This is a genomic window from Terrisporobacter sp., assembly GCF_017888745.1.
GTDB lineage: Bacteria > Bacillota > Clostridia > Peptostreptococcales > Peptostreptococcaceae > Terrisporobacter.
In genome coordinates, this window is sequence record NZ_JAGHFM010000386.1 from 1 (window position 1) to 2,012 (window position 2,012).

Annotated in this window: 2 protein-coding genes; both read right to left on the reverse strand. The window is 27.7% G+C overall.

Translation table 11 applies throughout. From position 1 onward, the window contains the following. A partial coding sequence (locus J7G74_RS16290) for a rubredoxin-like domain-containing protein (protein WP_297137334.1) occupies positions 1–394 on the reverse strand: 394 nt, incomplete at its 3' end. Positions 395–509: 115 nt separating this feature from the next. Next, the gene (locus tag J7G74_RS16295; protein WP_297137335.1) at positions 510–1,748 is read right to left on the reverse strand and encodes a VanW family protein; all 1,239 of its coding nucleotides are present in this window, start codon (positions 1,746–1,748) and stop codon (positions 510–512) included. Positions 1,749–2,012 lie beyond the last annotated feature (264 nt).

Below are 2,012 nucleotides of genomic sequence, written 5' to 3' on the forward strand. Positions count from 1 at the left end.
ATTCAGCTTCTACTCTTGCTTCTAAGTTAGCTTTTGTATCAGCAACTACAACTTCTCCTAATAATTCAGCGAATTTAGCAGCATGTTCTGCTTCTTCGAAAGCTATTCTTTTGTAAGCTTCAGCAACCTCTGGATATCCTTCTCTATCAGCTTGTCTTGACATTGCAAGGTACATTCCTACTTCTGTACATTCTCCAACGAAATTAGCTCTTAATCCTTCTATTACATCTTCATCTATATCTTGAGCAACACCGATTCTATGTTCATCAGCCCATCTTAATTCTCCATTCATTTCTTCGAACTTATCAGCACCTACTTTACATACTGGGCATACTTCTGGAGCTTTTTCTCCTTCATATATATAACCACATACTGTACAAACAAATTTTTTCATATTCAGACCCTCCCAAATTATATTATAAATTTATTTTAAAATATTTTTAATCATTATTAATTATACTTAATATATACCTAATAATTTTCGTTTTAAACATATTTTTAATAATTTTTTATTTTAATTTATACCTGCTAGTACTAATTAATTCTTTATTCATAATATTATTTTCTTCATCTAAATATAATCTATATGTTTGTACGGTTATCTTATCCTTTGAAAACTCTTCTTTCATTTTAATAATAATCTTTTGACAATCTGATTTGCAGCCATAAATTTTAGTAGTTATAGCCCCATTTCCTACTATATTCTTAATATAAATAGGATGATTAAAAGGATTAGTAAATTTTAAATCTGTATACCCATAAGATACACTTGCATCTCTACCTCTTGGTGCATACCTAGAAGGTATTGTATGATTATGAACTTCATCTATTTTAAGTCCAGACAATAGAGCTGCATTGTAAATAGTAGTAGATACTTGACAAACTCCTCCTCCTTCACCATTTACTACCCTTCCTCCTACAATTATAGGAGCACTCTTATATCCATTATTCCATGTTCTAGCTCCCGTTGCTCTATTATAAGAAAACATGTCTCCAGGCATTAAAAGTATATCACTTGTACTTTCTCCTGCCACATGTATATTACTTCCCCTTGAAGTTGAATCATTAAAGCTTGTACTAAATTGTGCTAGAATAGTATCTATACTTTCAACTTCTTCTGTGGATATTCTAGGTTTTAAATCAATTACTTCTAAATTTATATCTTTAATTTTTTTATTATTGAGCATAGTATAGATTTCTTCTTTTAGTCGTGATAAATCGACTTGCTTACCTATTTTTGATTTAGTTCTTTTTATTTCTCCATTAGGCTCAACTTTAAGTGTTGCATCTTGAGCATCAATGTTTATTTCATTTGATATTTTACTTAATTCTTCACTTAATTTAGTCTCACTATATGTAGCTTTTAATTTTATAGTATAAGGTTTATTAACTCTTAAACCTGTTTTTCTTTTTATATTTTCCCAAGTATTATCACTTCTTGTATAATTAAAAGCTTCTTTTACACTTTCTTCTATGTGGTAGTCAAGTTCAATATTTTGAGGTCTAATATTCCAAATTCTATCATTATAAATTATTTTAAAATTCTTAATTTCATAAATCTTACTAAGTTTATTTAAGGCTTCTTTTTGGGTCATTTTTCCCACATCTATATTTTCTATTATTATATTATTATGAATCTTTTTATTTTCCATATTTTCATTTTTGGTAATTCCAAGACTATTAAATGCTATTATAAATAATATTACTATTAATATATATTTATTTAAATTATTTCTTTTGTATATCATATTATTCTCCTAACTATAAAAAATTCGCTTCGCTTAAGCCACTGCGTAAGCGCTCCACTTCATATCGCCAACGAGATGCCTTCGTTAACACTTCAGGCAACTCCATTGCTCAAAATTATCAGTTTGGATTATAAATTATCTACAATTCATATAATTTATAATCCCTTAAAATATATCTTTATGTTTTGCAGTTAGAAAATTAATATTCTACTAAAATAAATTCTTTATAAACAAAAAAATCACTGAAAATCAGTGATTTTAGCA